The 18,346-nt window shown below is 55.1% G+C and carries 15 protein-coding genes; 7 read left to right on the top strand and 8 right to left on the bottom strand.

Annotated features, from left to right (window positions below):
- The first annotated feature begins 94 nt into the window (after positions 1-94).
- Both J2I48_RS27935 and J2I48_RS27930 read left to right on the top strand, forming a co-directional pair.
- Positions 95-1,153 (top strand): sensor histidine kinase, encoded by a 1,059-nt coding sequence (locus J2I48_RS27935; RefSeq protein ID WP_207338839.1) that lies wholly within the window; start codon positions 95-97, stop codon positions 1,151-1,153.
- 41 nt (positions 1,154-1,194) lie between these two features.
- Entirely contained in the window at positions 1,195-1,947 is a 753-nt protein-coding gene (locus J2I48_RS27930; protein WP_207338838.1) for a LytR/AlgR family response regulator transcription factor, read from the top strand.
- A 120-nt stretch (positions 1,948-2,067) separates the two neighbouring features.
- On the opposite strand, the gene J2I48_RS27925 is transcribed toward J2I48_RS27930, so the two are convergent.
- The gene (locus J2I48_RS27925; protein ID WP_207338837.1) at positions 2,068-2,970 is read right to left on the bottom strand and encodes a YsnF/AvaK domain-containing protein; all 903 of its coding nucleotides are present in this window, start codon (positions 2,968-2,970) and stop codon (positions 2,068-2,070) included.
- Between the two features lie 49 nt (positions 2,971-3,019).
- Positions 3,020-3,484, bottom strand: coding sequence for a YsnF/AvaK domain-containing protein (locus J2I48_RS27920; RefSeq protein WP_207338836.1), 465 nt, complete (start codon positions 3,482-3,484; stop codon positions 3,020-3,022).
- Between the two features lie 248 nt (positions 3,485-3,732).
- On the opposite strand from J2I48_RS27920, the gene J2I48_RS27915 reads away from it, so the two are divergent.
- Positions 3,733-4,584 carry an aminotransferase class IV gene (locus J2I48_RS27915; protein WP_207338835.1) on the top strand — a complete coding sequence of 284 codons (852 nt, stop codon included), beginning with the start codon at positions 3,733-3,735 and terminating at the stop codon, positions 4,582-4,584.
- Here the strand turns inward: J2I48_RS27915 and J2I48_RS27910 are convergent.
- From J2I48_RS27910 to J2I48_RS27900, 3 genes are all read right to left on the bottom strand, one after another.
- A complete protein-coding gene (locus J2I48_RS27910; RefSeq protein WP_207338834.1) occupies positions 4,571-5,728 on the bottom strand; it encodes an ATP-binding protein in 1,158 nt (385 codons plus the stop codon). The two genes, J2I48_RS27915 and J2I48_RS27910, sit on opposite strands and share 14 nt — an antisense overlap.
- Before the next feature lie 49 nt (positions 5,729-5,777).
- Entirely contained in the window at positions 5,778-6,941 is a 1,164-nt protein-coding gene (locus J2I48_RS27905; RefSeq protein WP_229376853.1) for an isoaspartyl peptidase/L-asparaginase family protein, read from the bottom strand.
- Positions 6,942-7,085: 144 nt separating this feature from the next.
- The gene (locus tag J2I48_RS27900) at positions 7,086-7,607 is read right to left on the bottom strand and encodes a KdsC family phosphatase (RefSeq protein ID WP_207338833.1); all 522 of its coding nucleotides are present in this window, start codon (positions 7,605-7,607) and stop codon (positions 7,086-7,088) included.
- Between the two features lie 151 nt (positions 7,608-7,758).
- Here J2I48_RS27900 and J2I48_RS27895 point away from each other — a divergent pair, with 151 nt between their 5' ends.
- Positions 7,759-9,162, top strand: a complete 1,404-nt coding sequence (locus tag J2I48_RS27895; protein WP_207338832.1) for a methyltransferase RsmF C-terminal domain-like protein — start codon at positions 7,759-7,761, stop codon at positions 9,160-9,162.
- A gap of 6 nt (positions 9,163-9,168) precedes the next feature.
- Here the strand turns inward: J2I48_RS27895 and J2I48_RS27890 are convergent, their stop codons facing one another.
- Positions 9,169-10,524, bottom strand: a complete 1,356-nt coding sequence (locus J2I48_RS27890) for a Kelch repeat-containing protein (RefSeq protein ID WP_207338831.1) — start codon at positions 10,522-10,524, stop codon at positions 9,169-9,171.
- A 243-nt stretch (positions 10,525-10,767) separates the two neighbouring features.
- On the opposite strand from J2I48_RS27890, the gene J2I48_RS27885 reads away from it, so the two are divergent.
- The 3 genes from J2I48_RS27885 (at position 10,768) to J2I48_RS27875 (ending at position 13,650) form a co-directional block, all read left to right on the top strand.
- A complete protein-coding gene (locus tag J2I48_RS27885) occupies positions 10,768-11,793 on the top strand; it encodes an alpha/beta hydrolase (protein ID WP_207338830.1) in 1,026 nt (341 codons plus the stop codon).
- A 39-nt stretch (positions 11,794-11,832) separates the two neighbouring features.
- Positions 11,833-12,741, top strand: coding sequence for a hypothetical protein (locus J2I48_RS27880; protein ID WP_207338829.1), 909 nt, complete (start codon positions 11,833-11,835; stop codon positions 12,739-12,741).
- A 102-nt stretch (positions 12,742-12,843) separates the two neighbouring features.
- Positions 12,844-13,650, top strand: coding sequence for an enoyl-ACP reductase FabI (locus tag J2I48_RS27875; RefSeq protein ID WP_207338828.1), 807 nt, complete (start codon positions 12,844-12,846; stop codon positions 13,648-13,650).
- A gap of 96 nt (positions 13,651-13,746) precedes the next feature.
- Here the strand turns inward: J2I48_RS27875 and J2I48_RS27870 are convergent, their stop codons facing one another.
- Positions 13,747-16,818, bottom strand: coding sequence for an AAA family ATPase (locus J2I48_RS27870; RefSeq protein ID WP_207338827.1), 3,072 nt, complete (start codon positions 16,816-16,818; stop codon positions 13,747-13,749).
- The gene (locus tag J2I48_RS27865) at positions 16,790-18,043 is read right to left on the bottom strand and encodes an exonuclease SbcCD subunit D C-terminal domain-containing protein (RefSeq protein ID WP_207338826.1); all 1,254 of its coding nucleotides are present in this window, start codon (positions 18,041-18,043) and stop codon (positions 16,790-16,792) included. Before J2I48_RS27865 ends, J2I48_RS27870 begins: the two co-directional genes overlap by 29 nt.
- Between the last annotated feature and the right edge of the window lie 303 nt (positions 18,044-18,346).

Here is an 18,346-nt window from a genome sequence, read left to right as displayed (position 1 = left end):
CCTCCCTCCTCCCTTTACTCCCTTCTTCATCGGCACACCCGCCCGCTTGGTCTACAGCCGCCTCTGAACTGTCTGGAAATCTGTACCTTCCGGTATGAAAATCCTCGAACGCTATCAGGGCTGGCTGCATGTGGTTGGCTGGGCTTTTTTCGCCGGGCTACCGTTTCTGACCTTACCGTCTTTTCTCTGGAACCAGCAGGACCTGCTTAGTATTGGCATGGCTCAGCTACTGACGGGGAGCGTTATTGCCACCTGCTTCTATTATAACCTGCGCCGTCTCACCCCCGATTTTCTGGCCACTCAGCACCTGAACCGCTTTGTGCTCACGCTGTTGGCTATGCTGCTGGTGGTGGGGCTGGTGCGTATTGGTAGCTTTTATGGTTTTCCGCCGGGAGTGCATTATTCGCCCCGCGGACGGCGGCGGCAGTTTAGCCCGTGGCCAGGTGCGCTGAGCGCGTCGCTGTCGTTCGGGTTTGCCATGATTCTCAGCTCGTTGATTGCCCTCATCCGGCACCATGCCCGCCTCCGCGATCAGCAGCAGCAAATGGCATTGGGCAAGGTATCGGCCGAACTGGCCATGCTGAAACTACAGGTTAGCCCCCATTTTCTGTTCAACACGCTCAACAACATCCGCTGGCTGGCCCGCCAGAAATCACAGAAAACAGAAGACGCCGTGGTCAAGCTCTCGCAGTTGCTGCGCTACATGCTCTACCAGGCCCAGCGCGACCGGGTGCCCCTGACCCAGGAGATCGAGCACCTGCATCACTACATCGACCTGCAACAAATGCGCCTCAACGACCGCCAAACCGTCGATTTTGTGGTGACAGGCCCCGTAGAAGCGCTGGAAATAGAACCACTGCTGTTTATTCCTTTCGTGGAAAACGCGTTTAAATATGGCCTGCACGGACAGGAAACGAGCCATATCCAGATTCGGCTGGTGGTGGCCGATAACGAGTTACTGTTTTCAGTCCAGAACCCCGATTTCACCACCTCTGGAGCCTCTTCTGAGGATTCGGGCATTGGTATTGCTAATGTGGCCCAGCGCCTGACCTTGCACTACCCCGGTCGGCACACACTGCACTACGGCACCGAAGCGGGCAAGTTCAACATAGCCCTGACGCTGGCCCTGCATCAGGAGATGGTGAATGTTTAAAGAATGTACATTATTCATTGTACATTATACATTAAAGTCTTATGCGCTGCATAGCTATTGACGATGAACCGTTTGCGCTGGAACTGCTGGCCGACGACATTCAGAAAATACCGTTTCTGGAGCTGGTAGGGCAATTCAGCAACCCGCTCGACGCCTATGACATCATCCGGCGTGGGCAGGTAGATTTGCTGTTTCTCGATATTCAGATGCCTACGCTCACGGGACTGCAATTTCTGCGCACGCTGGCCAAACCGCCTATGGTGATCCTGACCACGGCCTATGAGCAATATGCCCTGGACGGTTACACCCTCGATGTGATCGATTACCTGATGAAACCCATTCCGTTCGAGCGGTTTCTGAAGGCCGTCTCCAAGGCGTATGACCTGTTTCTACTCCGCGCGGGGCAGTCTACCATCGCGCCTGTTCCGATACCCGAACCGCTCGTAATGCCTACGCCGGTGGCCCCGGTCCCCGCCGAGCGGACGTTCTTTTTCATCTTCGCCGAATACCAGGAAATCCGCATCTTCCACGACGAAGTGCTGTACGTGGAAGGGCTGAAAGACTACGTTAAAATCTACGTTTCCGGCCAACCAAGGCCTATTCTGAGTCGCCTGACGTTGAAGTCGATCCATGCTAAACTCCCCGAAACGCAATTCTGCCGGGTACATAAATCATACATTGTGGCGCTCGACAAGATCACCGCATTTCAACGCACCAACCTCACCGTCGGCAAACAGGTCATCCCCGTGGGTAGCAGCTACGTCGATGATTTCGAACGCTGCTATAGAGCATAGAGCCAAGAGGTGAGAGTCAAGAGTCAAGAGTTGCTGACGCATGGATACACTTGCGTCAGCAACTCTTGACTCTTGACTCTCACCTCTTGGCTCTATGCTCTTAACTCTATGCCCTCTACTCTACACGCTACGCGTATCGTTGCCCGTTGTGTAGGTCGTGTTGTCGGTTTTGAGCGTGGTATCAACCGTTGGGTTCAGTTGTTCCACGTCGACGTCGGTGCGGCGTACGGTATCGCGGATTACTTCGTCGTGTTCATCGACTGTTTTGCCTAGGGTTACTTCTTCAACCACTCGGGCTTCTTTGCCTACTACGGCGCGTTCGGCGGTTTCGGTCAGGCTCACTTCGCCTTCTTTAAATGCCGTGAAGTCGGCATCGGTAGCCGCCCGGTCCACAGGATTGCGTTGCACCACCACCCGCTCCGACCGTAGCCGTACGCTTTCTTCAACGGGCTTTTCAATGATCCGGCTCCGCAGACGTACGCCACCGGTTTGTTCCGTGCGCTTGCCCACTTGCAGGTTCTCTTCAATAATAGGCACCGACAACGTGTCGCCGTCACGTACCACGTCGGTGGTATCGGTCGTACCGGCTGTCAGATCATAAGTGTTGGCCGTGCCAGATACTCCCGCGCCCACGGCCGAGCCTGTGTTAGCGTAGCTGTTAGTAGCATACTGCGCTGCTTTTTCGTCGACGTCGACGGCACCGTACTCATCCAGAATATCGGCAGCCTGCTCGGCATCATCCGACTCATCGACGTGTACGGTTACGATAGAGCCCCGTTTACCCACTGTTTCGTAAGTCCGACGGCGATCTTCGTCGTCATTGGTGCCGAACAGCGAACTGAAAAATCCGCCAATGCCGCCTTCATCATGGCTGTCCGAATCATCGGTATACGATTGGTTGAAGTCGCCGGTGCGGGCCGACAAATCAATCTGGTCGCGGTTGAATCCGCTGTTAACGAGGGCCTCAACGGCGCTCTGTGCTTCGGTGGCTGTGTCGAAAATGCCGACTACGGTTTGTGACATGGTTGTACTGGGTTTTGTTGAGTTGTATAAAAAGAAAATTGGGTAATGATCAGAAAACGTCCGTCTCAGGACTAGCCGGGGTCGTACTGCGGTCGACGGTGATGTGTTCACTGCGTAGCGTAACAGTCTGTTGGTCAAGGTGTTGTTCCTGCCTGCGGGTGATGTGTACTTCTTCTACCAGCACAAACCGGATGCTGGTGACCACCTCTTCGCGAACCACAGGCAAAATGAGGGTATCACCTTCCTGACGTGACAAAGGCATGGTATCGACCACTCGATTGATGAGTATGCGCTGCACGTCGACCACCTCGTGCCATACGGGCGTCTCTACGGTTTGCGTTTGCTCATCAACGTGTTTGCTGACGCGTACCTGTCCCGTTTCAACCAACTCCTTACTGACCAGCAGTTGCTCATCGATCACCGGAATCACCAGCGTAGATGGAGCCTCAACGGTGGTGGCTGATGGTGCCAACGGGGCGGCAGGAACAGGCAAGGTTGGGTCGGTAGGAAACATAAACTATTAATTCAATAGATTTTGTAGTCAATAACTGAGGGTACCGCTAATGGTTATAAAAAAGGGCGTGAGCTACTGGCCGTTTGGTGCCTGTCAGCGTAAACTTCTTGATACTGTGCTAGTTAGTTGATGTGTTTTTTTTGTTAACCCAGGCTCTTGTAAACAGCTGCAGCCAGCATACAGGCTTGTCTTGCGCTACTGGTTTTGCAGCCTTACCTTTCTCAACTCTTGCTAATCAGACAACGACTATGCCCTATTTCGGCTATTTCAACGGCACCATCCAACCCACCGATCAGATCGGACTAGGCGTAACCGACCTGGGCCTTCTGCGCGGATTTGGCCTGTTCGATTATTTTCTGACCTACAACGGTCAGCCGTTTCAGTGGGACTGGTACTGGGAGCGGTTCCGTCAGTCGGCCGAAAAAATGACGCTCGACCTGCCCCTGACGCAAGACGAAACTCACGCCATCTTGCTCGATCTGTTACAACGCTCCGGCCAGTCCGGACCGGTCCGCCGTTGCGGCGGGACCGCCGATGTAGCGTTTCGGCTGGTGATGACCGGCGGCTATTCGCCTGATAGTATCAGCATCGTGAAGCCCAACCTGCTGATTCTCAGTGAACCCATTCACCCCGTGCCTACCGAGCAGTACGAACACGGCATCCGCGTAATACTGGATGAATACGTCCGCCCCATGCCCGAAGTAAAGGCCACTGACTACCGGCACGTGATGATGCTGGCAGGAAAAATCAGGGAAGCCGGGGCGCAGGATGTGCTCTATCATATGCACGGCGAAATCAGTGAGTTAAGCCGCAGCAACCTATTTCTGGTGCGCGGCAATCGCCTCATTACCCCCAGTCGGCATATTTTGCGGGGCATCACCCGCCGCACCATTATGGAGCTGGCCCGCCCCGATTTCGAGGTTGAGGAACGCCCTGTACTCCTCTCAGACCTTTACGACGCCGACGAGGCCTTTACCACCAGTAGCAACAAAAAAGTGCTCCCCATCGTCAAAATCGGCGATTTCACCATGGGTAACGGCCACGTAGGCCCGGTGTCGCGCGAGTTGCTGGCACGGTTCAGGAGCTTTACAAACCAGTGACGCCCTGCCACCCTACCACAGTAGCGCCGGTCCTTTTTTGGCCTTCACTACCTGCGTAGAGCAGGTAATCAACACCAGTAGTGTTGGTCAATTTCCGGAAGTGAATCAGGTTTTTCAGATGGTCTGAACTGACGGTTTGGCTATACTTCATTTCATACGTAATGAACCCCCCAGGCTGTTCGTCAATGAGGTCGACCTCATTGTGGTTACTATCCTGCCAAAAATACACGTGGGGCGTTTGCCCGGCGTTCAGCCTGTTTTTTAGTAACTCGGCCACCATTGCATTCTCAAACAGGCTACCCCGCTGGTAATAGCTTTCTACCTGTTGTGCGGTGGTCATCGTGAGCAGGCTGCAAGCTAAGCCAGTGTCATAGAAGTACAGTTTGGGGCTTTTGATAACCCGTTTGTTGAAGTTCTGGTAGTACGGCTGAAGTAAAAAAATGAAATAGCTGCTCTCTAGAATAGATAGCCAGGACCGCACGGTGGGCACACTGACGCCACAGTCGCTGGCCAGTGAGCTTGTGTTAAGCGGTTGCCCAATACGCCCCGCACACAACTGAACAAAGGTGGTGAACGTGCCTAGGTTACGGATGCTGGCCAGGTCACGCACGTCGCGTTGCAGGTATGTTTCAATGTATGAGGGAAAAAATTCATCGGGCGTTAGTTGCCGATCATAAAGGGCTGGATACCCACCCTGAAAAATCGATTCAGCCACCGACGGGCCTAGTAAATTAGCCTGCTGACGTTCGGCATAGCTCAATGGCAACAGCCGTAGTACGGCTACCCGGCCTGCCAGCGTTTGCGAAATGGCCTGTAGCAGCAGAAAATTTTGCGACCCTGATAATACGTATTGGCCCATCTGCCGACTATCATCGACCTTGGTTTGCAGGTAAGAGAAAAGCGAGGGTACCCGTTGCACTTCGTCAAAGATGACCCGCTCGGCATACGTGGCTAGAAATCCGTTTGGGTCTTCTGTAGCAAATTGCCGGGTTACGGGATTTTCAAGAGAAACATACTGATAGTCAGGTAGTAGGCTTCGCAACAGCGTCGTTTTGCCCGATTGGCGAGGACCCGTCAATGACACGATCGGGAACTTGGTAGCCAAATCCAGTACCTTATTGGCCAATAATCTGGGAATGAGCATGGGCTTGATTTTATGTAAATTTAAAGTTCAACTTTAAATTTACATAAAATCAAGCCTCGAAAATCAGCACTTCGCTACTGCCGTCGGCTCGGATATAGGCCCGGTACATACCTTCGGTGGTGAAGGGCATCGCGATGTTGCCGCTGCGGTCAAGGGCAATCACGCCACCTTCGCCGCCACGCGCCGCCAATTTATTCAGTACTACTTCGTCAGCTGCCTCCTGCACCGATAGCCCCTTGTATTCCATCAGCGCCGATATGTCGTGCCCCGCCACCGACCGGATAAAGGCCTCGCCCTGACCCGTGGCCGACACGGCGCAGGTGGCATTGTTGGCGTAAGTGCCCGCGCCAATGATTGCCGAATCGCTCACGCGGCCGTAGCGTTTGTTAGTAGTACCGCCCGTTGACGTACCCGCTGCCAGATTACCCCATTGGTCGAGCGCCACGCAGCCCACGGTGCCGTATTTTTTGCCTTCGTCGAAAATGAGCGGGTCGGTTGCCCAAACGGCCGGGTCAGGTGCCCAGCTGGTTTTGGTGGCTTTATGTTTGGCCAGTTTGGCCGGCAGGAGCGGGGCAGGTTGCAGTTTTGGTTTAGCCCCCGACTTCGTCAGATTACGCCCGGCTTTTTCGTCAGAGATGGCCAGTTGCAAGGCCTGCCAGCGTGTTTCCGTATAAAAATAGGCAGGGTCAACCAACTCCATTCCCTGCTCATGGGCAAAGGCTTCGGCCCCCTGTCCCATTAGTAAGACGTGTTCGGTCTTCTCCAACACGCGCCGGGCCGTGCAGATGGGGTTGCGGATGCCCGTAACACCCGCCACGGCCCCAGCCTGTAGGGTGCTGCCGTCCATAATACTGGCGTCGAGCTCATGCCGACCGTCGTGGGTGAACACGGCTCCCCTGCCTGCGTTGAACAGCGGCGAATCTTCCAGTACCCGAATGGTAGCCTCTACGACATCGAGGCTGGTACCGCCTTTTTTCAGGATAGCAAAGCCTGTTTGCAGGGCCGTGGCCAGCGTGGCTTTGTAGGCCTTCTCTTTCTCGACCGACAGGTTTTGCCGGGTGATGTTGCCCGCCCCGCCATGGATGACGAGGGTCATTTTTTTACTGTAATCGTCCTGCGCCTGAGCCGGTAATTGCGCCACTAGCAATGCCATAGCCGACGCCGACAAATAGCTCGGCTGCACGTTCAGACCCCGGTCGAAGAGATTTCGCATGATTTTATAAGTACAAGTACCTGAAAATCAAGCAAAAATTGGACCTAAAAAGGGAATGTAAAATGAAGAATGCATAATGACTTCGCCGGTCCGCCGGTGCGGCTCGTAACACTAAGAGGGCGGAGCCATTATACATTCTTCATTTTACATTCCCTTTGCCCAGTTGCCCTGGGCTTTCATCACTTGCTCGATTACATCGCGTACGGCACCGCGGCCACCTGCCAGGGGCGAGATGTAATCGCACACGGCCTGGATTTCGTCGGCGGCATCGGCGGGGCAAGTGCTTAGCAGGGCGGGGCGGCTCAGAATGGGGTAGTCGGGCAGGTCGTCGCCCATATAGAGGACCTGGTCTTCGGGGATGCTGTCGCGGGTGAGGTAGCCGAGGTAGGCGTTTATTTTCTGGTCGGTGGGGCCACCCATAAATACGTCTTTGATACCCAGAAACGCCAGCCTTTTCCGCACCCCATCCTGATTCCCCGCCGACACGATGGCCACGCGGTAGCCCGCTTTAATGGCCTGCTCGATGCCGTAACCGTCGCGGATATAGAAGGTACGGTACATTTCGCCAGAGGCCAGCGCACTAACGGTGCCGTCGGTCAGTACGCCGTCAACGTCGAAAATAAAGGTGGTAACCCGCTTGAAGCGGTCAGTCAGTGTCGTTGTCATGGAGCAAAGAACGTTTGGATTTACGATGTACGATTTACGAATTACGATTTATTGCTGTCGCCTAGGTTTGCTCTACAGCATAGGGGGTGCGACAGCAATAAATCGTAATTCGTAAATCGTACATCGTAAATCCAAACGTTCTTTGCACTCTATGCAAGCACTCAACCTGCCTGCGGCTTTCGAGGCGCAGATGCAGCAACAACTTGGTCCCGACTACCCCGCCTTTGCCGCTGCGTTAGCCACGCCGCCGCCCGTGAGCATCCGGCTCAATCCGCGCAAGCCGGGCGTCGATACGGCGGGGCTGTTGCCCGTACCCTGGTGCGAAACCGGCTTCTATTTGCCCGAAAGGCCCGTTTTTACCCTCGATCCGCTGTTTCAGGCTGGTGCCTATTACGTACAGGAAGCCTCGTCGATGCTGCTGGCCGAGGCTGTCCGGCAAACGGTGGGGCGGCAGAAAGCCTATGATGGGCAACGGCCGCTAAAAGCCCTTGACCTGTGCGCGGCACCTGGTGGCAAGAGTACGTTACTGGCCTCAACGCTGCCGCCCTATAGTGTGCTGGTGTGCAACGAGGTGATCCGGTCGCGGGTGCCGGTACTGCGCGAAAACATCGACAAGTGGGGCTACGCCAACGTGGTAGTCAGCCACCACGACCCCGAAGACTTCGCTCCGCTGGCGGGCTTTTTCGACCTGGTCATGATCGACGCGCCCTGTTCGGGCGAAGGCCTTTTCCGGAAGGACCCCAAGGCCGTGGGCGAATGGTCGCCGGAGCACGTAACACTTTGTGCGGCCCGGCAGGGGCGTATTCTGGCCCATTCGGCACCGCTCGTGACCGAAGACGGCTGGCTTATCTACAGCACATGCACCTACAACGACGCCGAAAACGGCCAGGCCATGCAGTGGCTGTCGGACCATGGCTTCAAAAATCACCCCCTCGACCTGCCCGCCGACTCGGGCAATGCCTGGGGTGTTACCGAGCGCGTTTTCGGGGATAACGTGGGTTACCAATGCTATCCGCACCGAGTGCAGGGCGAGGGTTTTTTCATCAGCGTCTTCCGCAAAACGGCCTCGGCGGCGGTGCCCGTGGCCAAAACGCGCGGGTTCAAATCGGCGCGGCTGGTGCATCATAAGCAGGTAGGCACCTTGAAGCCATACCTGCGTAATGCCGACGAGTTTTCGTTCTGGCAAAAACCCAACGACGAGATTTTGGCCGTGCCCATTGCGCTGGAAAAAGAACTGGTTATGGTTGACGGCGCTCTCCGCAGCAAAGGCTTTGGTATTGAGATGGGACTGTTTAAGGGCCCCGATTTTTTGCCCAACCACGCCCTCGCGCTCAGCACCGAACTGGCCTCCAACCTCCCCGGCGTAGACCTTACCCGCGATGAGGCCCTGCATTATTTCAAAAAAGAAAATCTTGTGTTGCCCAACGCCCCCCGTGGCTGGCTGCTGGCACGGTATGAGGGCCTACCACTGGGCTGGATGAAAAACCTCGGCAACCGCACCAACAACTACCTCCCCAAAGACTGGCGCATCCGTATGGAAATTCCTGAGTTTTAAAGCTGACTAGGGAAGGGCTACTTCAGTAAATAAACTGCTCAAACCATCTGTGCTGAAAATAAACACGCGCTTACCAGTGCTTATAATTCTCCGACTGAGGTTTGCATTGCCTGGCATGTTGGCAATATCATAATAGCCCACGACCAGCTGCGTAGCCGTTGAAAAGCGGATCAATTCGTCGCGGCGTAGCCAGCTGGTTGCGTTGATGCTGCCTGAATTCAGCAACATAGTAGTTGATACATTCCAGCCGGTTAGCAGATCGGAATCCCGAACAACTAGGTATGGTGAACCTATTAAACCCTGCTTTTCGGCAGCAGACTGGAGATTGGTAAGCATGCCTACGTTGTCGGTGTTAACATCGTAACTTATGTATTGAGCGTCATTGTTGCTGTCGTAAACACTGGCAATAAACGTGTTGCCTGCCAGTGGGTTGAAACCGTTGTAGTTGTTGATGCGAAGTAACGTGGGCTTGTTAGCGGCCACGGTCTTTTTTTGTTTCGCGTCGAACGCCAGCATCCCGTACGGATAGGCGTTGCGGAAGTAGGCGATCCCGTTGGCCGCGAGCAAATACCTGCTATTGAACAGGTTGATGCCCAGGTCATTACCCAGGTCGGTCCACTTATCCTGCGCCGGGTCATATTCCCACATGACCGGGTTAGGCCGATTTGAACCGTACCAGTAGTCGGGGCTGCTATGCACAAAAAGCTTATCGCCAGCGGCAAACACCAGATAGGATGTTGCGAAGACGTTGGTGCCTAGTGGAGATAATGCTTTCCAGTTGTTGGTGGTTGGGTCATAAACCTGCAAATACCCCGTGGGATAGAAAGCATACAGGCGATCTTGCAACGGAATAAATTGCTGATAAGCTGGCAGCGGGCTGGAGTTGGAAGGAGTAAGCGGCGTAGGCACGGGCGGGCGTTCTACAAACGAGACGGGCAACAGCGGCGGTCGCACCGGTAAGCGAAACGACACGGCCGTAGCCACGGTTGTAGACTGCATTTTCGTATGATTGTGCCGTCCGTACAGTATCCTGCCGTCGTCTAAAACAGCGTAGGGATCGATGTAGTAGATCTGACCTGGCGAGAGCGAATCCAGCGTAGCGGGTAACGGGCTGTTGTAAATACCCTGGCGCGGGGTTTTATCCACCACAATGCGCCGGGTGTTGGGGTTGGTCAACCTAGGTAGACTGTCTGTATTCGATACGCAGTAACCAGTTTCTTTGACCACATATCTGGCCGATTGAATGTTAATGGAACTGGTCACTGTAATCGCGTTGCTACTGCTGCGCCCTGACAGCGACATGTTGGCGAAGACAATGGGTAACGTGTTCGGTCCTGTATCGACCAAAGGTAGTACAGGCACAACGGGTTCTACCGGACGCTGACAAGCCACGGCAACCAAAAGTAATGACAGAAGTGAGCAAAATTTCATACGTCGTTTTGGCTTACACCCAAAGGAACGACTTAGCCATAGTAGTGTTCGTTAAAATGGAATTAGACTTTATTGCGTAGCTTTCCAGTGGTGATTTTAGTACGCTATGCGCAATGAATTCATCCCTGCTGGTAATAAAGCAGAAGCCTGCCGCTCATGGCATTTTCAGAACATATGAAACGTTTCCTCCAGATTATCGGTGGTTTGTTTGCTCTCCTGGCCATTATCTACTGCCTTGGGCCACGACCAGCACTGGCTCCGGTTCAGTACGCTAACTTGCCTGTGGCTACCGACTTATCGGCACTTAAAAAAGCCATTGCCGATACTGAAAAGCTAGCCCATTTGAAGCCCGACAACGAAGCCCGCATCATCTGGGCCGACAGCCTGCACAGGCAGAAAACGGCCGTCAGCATGATCTACATGCCCGGTTTTGGCGCTTCCTGGGCCGAAGGCGACCCGGTAAATAAGCGACTGGCGAGGCATTTTGGCTGTAACCTTTACCTGGCCCGGCCCTACGAACACGGGGTTACCTCGCCCAACGCCCTAAAAAATCTGACCCCTGCCACCTATGCCGCATCGGCCGAACGGGCATTGGCCATTGGTCGGGCGCTGGGCAACCGGGTGGTGGTCATCGGCACGTCGGCGGGGGGGATGCTGTCGTTGTATCTGGCGGCGCACCACCCCGATCTGGCGGGTCTAGTGCTGTATTCGCCCTGCATTGCGGTGGCTAATCCCGCTCTGAAACTGGCCACCATGCCCTGGGGACGCAACGTTGTTAGCTTGGCCCTGGGTGGTGAGCACGTCAACATTACGCACTACAAACCCGACCGTGCCCGCTACTGGCTCACGCGCTACCACACCAACGGCCTCATCACGCTCCAGACCATGATAGACCGGTATATGGTGCCCGACCAGTTTGCAAAGGTGAAACAGCCAATCTTCATGGGCTACTATTTCAAGAACGACGCTCATCAGGACAAAGTAGCATCGGTACCAGCCATGCTCACCATGTTCGACCAACTGGGTACGCCCGCCAACCAGAAAGTAAAACAGGCCTTTCCGCTGGCGGGCGACCACGTCATTGCCTCGCACTTCACGTCGGGCGATCTGGACGGGGTGTACCGGGCCAGCGAACTGTTTCTGCGGCAGACCGTGGGGTTGGTGCCTGCCGGGCAGCAAGTGCGCTTGGCGGTTCATTAGGGCGGGCGTAGTTTTGTAGGTCAACCAATTTCGTCTTAAATGCCCCAGCCCAAGTCTGTCGATGTTGCCCTCAACGTGTACGGAAAGCCGTATCTGACCGCCGTAACGGTGCTTTCGCTGATGAAACAGTCGGGCAAGTGGATCGATAAAATCTATTTCGTCGAAGAGCGTAAACAGCCCCCCGGCACGGACCTGACGGTGCTGAAACGGCTGCTGAAGCCGTATAAGGTGGTCTATTACCGTCCTTGGTTTTACCTCGGCGTAGACAATATTCTCATCAGCCGCCGCCGTCAGTTGCTGCCGTTTGCGCCGTTTCGTCATGCCGTACGCTACCAGTACGCCTGGGAAAAAACCGACAAGTCGCGCCTGTTCATCACCCACAACGACGTACTCTACACCGACGACCTCGTGGGCGCATACCTCGACAACATCGGCGACGCCATTGGTATTGGCAAAGTAGGGCAATGCTGGAACTGCCCGGCTTACAAAGAAGGCCTCTGCAACGGCGACCGCTACACCCACTACCGCCCCGGCGTGGCCGAAGTAGAGGCCCTCTACCAAAAACACGGCGACCCTCGCGGCGGCAATTACCAGAATATGCTCCGCGACGGGCAGGGCTGGACCTTGCCCGAATGCCGCCTCAACGAGTATGCCTGTATGGTGAACCTCGACGTGGCCCGGCCCCTCACCATGCCCCGTGGCCCGGCCCTGCCGTTTTGCCTTTTTGGCTATATCGACCTCAACACCGAGTGGTTCCGGGAGGTCAATTTGCGGGGCTACCATCCGGTCAATTTCGACTACGACCCCTACGCCTCGCACAGTTGGGTCAACAACATCAACAACGGCCACCGCGCCCTGTCTGACCAGACCATCTACGACGCCGAAGAGCAGCAGGCCTACGAACTGCTCCGGTCTGAATTTGGCTTCACTAACGAACAACTGGCCTAAAACGGCCCAATTGCCTTACTTTTGCCAAAATCAATGAGTAAGTACAGCTGCTAGCTGCGTTGTTCATTGTACATTATTCATTGTACATTATTCATTCAATCAATGGCTTACGGACTACTGAACGGAAAGCGCGGCATCATTTCGGGTGCCCTCAATGAGCAATCAATCGCCTGGAAAGTGGCCCTGAAGGCCAAAGAAGAAGGGGCTATTTTCACCCTCACCAACGCCCCCATTGCCATGCGTATGGGCGAGATCAAAGGCCTGGCCGAGCAGTGCAACGCCGAAGTGATTGCCGCCGACGCCACTTCGACGGAAGATCTGGAGAAACTGTTCACACAGTCGCAGGACATGCTGGGTGGCAAAATCGACTTTGTGCTCCACAGCATCGGCATGAGTCCTAACATCCGCAAGGGCCGCGCCTACACCGACCTCAACTACGAGTGGTTCAAACAAAGCCTTGACGTGTCGGCCATGTCGCTGCACAAAATGTTGCAGGTGGCTTACAAGCAGGACGCCATCGCCGAATGGGGGTCTGTGGTGGCCCTGACCTACATGGCGGCGCAGCGCACGTTTCCGTTCTATACCGACATGGCCGAGGCCAAAGCCATGCTCGAATCGGTGGCCCGCAGCTTCGGTTACCACTACGGCAAGTACCGCAAAGTGCGCGTGAACACTGTCTCGCAGTCGCCCACGGTGACTACGGCGGGCAGTGGCATTGGCGGGTTCGACAAGTTCTACAACTTCGCCGACAAGATTGCCCCCCTCGGCAACGCCTCCGCCGATCAGTGCGCCGACTATTGCCTCACGCTCTTCTCTGACTTCACCCGCATGGTAACCATGCAAAACCTCTTCCACGACGGCGGTTTTGTGTCAACGGGCGTCTCGCAGGAAGTGATGGAGGGACTGTAAGTAGTGGTAAGTGATGAACGATGAGTGGTGAGTTTGCTGACGCGTCTAGTCTTGCGTCAGCAAACTCACCACTCATCGTTCATCACTTACCACTCGCTAACTAGAGATGTAGCACCGGCTATTGCCGTCTATTCCCCGCTCTACCTGAATTTGTACCGTAATGCGCTCTTTAATCTCGTGGCGGTGCGAGATAATGCCGATGGTTTTCTGGCTGTCCTGCTGTAGTTTTTCCAGCATCACAATGGCCGTATCCAATGAGTCAGGGTCCAGCGTGCCAAATCCTTCGTCGATAAAGAGGCTGTCGATCTGAACATTTTGCGAGGCCAGATCAGATAACCCCAGGGCCAGCGCCAGGCTCAGCGTGAAGGTTTCGCCCCCCGACAGGCTGGCAATGGTGCGTTCGGCCTGCCCCTGATAAAGATCTACCACAAACAGTTCTTCCTGCTCATCCCGCGGCGACAGCAACAGGTAGCGATCCGTCAAATCTTTCAGGCGGCGGTTAGCCAGGCCAATCAACTGCGCCAGGGTCAAACTCTGCGCGAACTTGCTGAAATTATCGCCCTTAGCGCTGCCAATCAACTTGTTAAGTTCTTTCCAGGGCATAGCGTCGGCCTCCATCTGGCCCAGTTCGGCAATGCTTTTCTGGTGCGAAGCCAGGCTCTTTTTGTTCGAATCCAGCGCCGACCGGGCATATCCCGACTCCGACAGAATCTTGTCGTGCTCCCGCCGGGCGGCATCAAACGTGGCTTTCACGTCGGCAGGGAGCAGGTCGGTTTTGCGGGCTTTGTGGGCGTTGTCGAGGCGGCGCTGCTCATCGGCAGTGCGTTGATCCAGTTCAATCCGGTCACGGTCCAGCTCGTCGCGCAGTTTGCGTAGCTTTTGGGTTGTGGGGGTATCCAGCAGTTGCGCACGGGCGGCTTCGGCGGTGTCGAGGTTCAGTTTTTTTAGCAGTGGTTTCAGGGCCGTTACCACCCGCCGCTCGTCGCCCAGCACCCGCCGTTCGTCTTCGTCCAGGCGACGTTGCACCTCGGTCTGCGTAGCCAGGCGACTTTGCACGTCGGCGAGTGACTTGAGTAACGCACCTGCCCGCCCGACCCAGTCCTCGCCCGCATAAAGCTGTTGTTTTTGCGCCGTTATGATCTGGATGGTCTGGTTATAGTGTTGTAAATCAATGAGTTGCTGAGTCAGCTGTTGTAGGGTACGTAGCTGTTCCCAGAGCGAACGAAGCGCGTTCAGATCGGATTGTTCCGTAGCAAGCCCCCGTTGTTCGCTCTTAAATGCCTCCGGCCCCGCCTCTGGGTCGATCCCATTTTTTTCGCGCAACTCGTTGATTTCGTCCCGCTTCGCCCGAAACTGTTCGCGCAAAGTGTTTTGGGTCCGATTGGCTTCGGCCAGCTGGGCTTCCTGCTTAATAAGCGTATCTGATAGTTGTTTCGTAGCCGCAGCCGCCTGCCGTTGGTCTTCTTTCGCCAGCAGTACTTGCGCGGCCACCGTGCCCAACTGATTCACAAAATGTGTGGCATACGGATGTTCCAGCGACCCGCATAAGGGGCAGGGGTCCCCATCGGTCAGACCCTCGCGCAACGCCGTTAGGTTTACCTCTTCGCTCATGCGCCGCTGTGCTGTTTCGGCCTGCGCAACGGCCTCATTCGCCAGCTGTTCCTGTACCTGGGCAGCGGCTAACAGGGGTATATTTGCCTCAACATCAGCCAGTAATGCACCAATAGGCTCGGCTATTTTCTGGCCCTTCAGAATCCGGTCCTGTTGCTCTTCTTCCAGCAGGGCCAGCGTAGTCAACAGTTTATCGCGGTCAATAGCCTGCTGCAACCGGGCTGCCAGTGTGGTTGGCGAAACGTCGGCGTAGGTGGTTTGCAGTGCATCGATCTGCCGTTGTATCGTAGCCTGTTCGGCGTTAACCTGCTGCTGGGCTATAACCACATCGGTCAGGGTCAGTTGCTTCAGGCCCAGCGCTGCCGGGGCCTGCTGCCGAATGGTTTGCAGCAGGGGCGCCGCCGCGTTCTGAGCACCCACCAGTTGCTCCTGTAATGCTTTTAACTGATCGCGAAAAGCCTCCACAGACCCAACAACGTCTTTTTGGGACAACTTCTTCTTCCCCACAAAAGTCGCCGCGTCAACCAGCAGCTCGTCTTGTTGGGTAGTCAGCCGGGCGGTATCGGCCTGAGCGGTGGCGCGGTGCTGCTTCAGGTTAGTCAGGGCGCGTTCGGTGCTGGCCAGTTCCGTGAGCAAACCCGCCAGTGGCGTAACTAGGTCGTGTTGCGTCAGGCGCAGGCGATCAGGGGCGAATTCGGTGAAACGTACCTGTAATTTTTCGTCGTCTTTGGCACAACGGGCCAGGGCTATTTCGGCCTTTTCGGCATCATCAACGACCTTTTTCTCAGCTTCAAACAGTTTTGTTTGCGCCTTCAACTCGTCCAGGCGCTCGTCGGCTTTGGTTAATTGGTCGGTCAGCTCGGCCACTTTTTCATCCGATAGCATCCGAATCGACGAGATGCTGATGCGCTTATCGCTGATCTGCTGATCCAGCCACTTATTATGATCAAAGGCCCGTTTGCTCAACTGCCGGTAGATCTCGGTGCCGGTCAGTTTCTCCAGCATCTTGCTCCGCTCCGACGCCCGCGACTTCAGAAACTGGTCGAACGCTCCCTGCGCCAGCACGATGGATTTGATGAATTGTTCGTAGCTGAGGCCAATAAGTTCTTCGTTTTTCTTCGGAAAATCCAGCAGGTTTTTAATCGGAAACAGGTTTCCTTCCGGCTTGTCGTCGGGCAGGTGCGCCAGTTCCATGTCATAGTTGTTCCAGTTGTTGTTGCGGTTTTTCCGAATCGACCACCGCGACCGGTAGCGATTGCCGTCTACCTCATATTCTACCTCCGCATAGGCCGCCGTGTTCGGTTCTGCCGCCGCCTGCCGGTTCACAATCAGACCATCGGCCTCAATATTGGCCCCCGAAATGGCCCCGTTTAGGCGCGGCAGGCGGTTAAACAGAGCCAGGGTCATCACATCGAGTAGGGTCGACTTGCCCGCACCCGTTGGCCCGGAGATCACAAAAAGGCCTGTTTCGCCCAGTAGTCCGTCGGCAAACCGGATAGGCTCGTGTTCGCCGTAGAACGAGTTTATGTTACGAAACCGGATTTGGCGAATTTTCATAGTTCACAGGAGCCGCTTGCTCCGTCACCAGCTTGTAGAGCTGTTGGTAAGTATCAATCAGTTGCGCCCGCTGCTGCTCGTCCACGTCCGACTGCGACAGTCTTTGCTCGAATACGTCTAGGTAGGTAAGGTCGGCCAGGTGCGTTTCGGCCCCAAACAGCGCTTCCAGGCTTTTGCGTTTGTTGCGGAAGAGCAGGCGTGTCTTGGCCAGTATAAACGGGGCTTCCTTATAATCGCGCTGCAACTGATCGAAATGCATTCGTGTGCTGAGGCTCTCCGAGGGTTCATCAACCAGCACTTCCACCAGCGCGGGCAGGGTGTGTGTTCGTTCCAGCACGTTCAACTGTTCACGCACCTCCTCCAATGTTCCTGTAATGTGCAGCAACTGCCGCGATTGGGGCACCACCACCGACTCAACAGCCGTGACCAGCCCATTATCAACGGTGATCTCCAGCAGTTGGTGGGCATTGGTGCGCTCGCCAAAACTCAGCGGAATTGGCGACCCGCAGTACCGTACCGAGTCGCTGCCGCCCACCCGTTGGGGTACATGTATATGGCCCAGGGCCACATAGGCAAAGCCGTTGGGAAAATGTTCGCTCGAAAACGCTGCCTGCCCACCCACGGCATGAATCTCGCGTTCACTTTCCGAGACCGACGCCCCATTAACATACAGGTGGCCCATAGCCAGGGCAGGCACCCCCGCAAACGCAGCATGGCAATGATCAGCAATACGTTCGTAGTGGTTCCTGATGCCCATCCGCACGGCCTCTACGCGGTCTTCGTAACGCTGCCCGGAGATCGATTGCCGCAGGTCGGCATCACGTAGATAAGGTACCGCCGCCACCAGCAGATCAACCGACCCGTTGGCCAACTGAATCACTTCATCGTGGCAGTTACCATTGGTACAGCCAACCACATATATATTCAGGTGCCGTAGCAGTTCTTTTGGCGCGTTGAGCTTGGTTGCCGAATCGTGGTTGCCCCCAGTGATAATGATCGTAACCGATAAGGGTAACAGCTGCGTCAGAAACTGATAATACAACTGCATCGACCCGTCGTTTGGGTTGGTTGTGTCAAACACGTCGCCCGAAATCAGGAGTACGTCAATCTGCCGATGCTGTACCTGTTCAATGAGCCAGGTTAGAAAGTGAGCATGGTCATCACGGAGGTCGGCGCGGTACAGCCGCTTACCCAGATGCCAGTCTGCTGTGTGTAAAATCTTCATTGTATAGCAGTATGCCAACTTTGTTTTGTCCTATTTCTCACGGCCACAATGAGTTAGCTAGTGAGTGTAGGTAGAGTAGGTACACTGTTTGTCGTTTACTGATAGCTAAAGTACCACGTAAGGCCGAGAAATCCCGTTTGTGTAGCCGTCTATTGGGAGCTAAAAAAATATTTTGGATAGTCATTGCTGCTAATCAGGCGGTTAGAGCGCATTTCTGAAGTTTATCAAACTATTTTCAAACAACCCCTTGACACGGGCATTGGAAAGGCCTACTTTTGCACTCCCAATCAACGACAACGGGCT

This window comes from Fibrella aquatilis, assembly GCF_017353255.1.
Taxonomy (GTDB): Bacteria; Bacteroidota; Bacteroidia; order Cytophagales; family Spirosomataceae; genus Fibrella; species Fibrella aquatilis.
The sequence above is the reverse complement of the archived record's forward strand: the minus strand, read 5'-3'. Positions and strand labels throughout refer to the sequence as shown.